The sequence below is a fragment of the Alkalibacterium sp. m-11 genome, assembly GCF_054658155.1.
In genome coordinates this window covers 1-301 of sequence record NZ_BAAGIR010000443.1, presented here as the reverse complement: position 1 = coordinate 301, position 301 = coordinate 1, and the positions used below count along the sequence as shown (strand labels likewise).

The 301-nt window shown below is 37.2% G+C and carries 1 pseudogene; it reads right to left on the bottom strand.

Annotated features, from left to right (window positions below):
- Positions 1 to 98: 98 nt before the first annotated feature.
- Positions 99 to 301: pseudogene (locus tag ACYQ2O_RS13115) on the bottom strand (hypothetical protein); the annotation flags it as partial.

Below are 301 nucleotides of genomic sequence, written 5' to 3'. Positions count from 1 at the left end.
TAGGTGGATCCATTGGGTCTCCACCATCTAGAACATCAAATTGTTTGACTATATCCTTTGGAATCTCCTCTATCTCTTGACACGTGCGACAGATAAATTCAACGTTTTTTATTGCTTTCTTTTTCGAGTTTATCCCAGCTGAACCGATATTTTTCAATAGCTTTTCGCGTTGCTTCTTTTTTCTTATATTCATATGTTTTCGACTCAATGTAATCAATCTCCCGATTAATATAGTTTTTAGCTTGTCTATCATTCGCAAATTGAAGGGTTAGACGCCCATTTTTGCGCACAGCTATCCCTC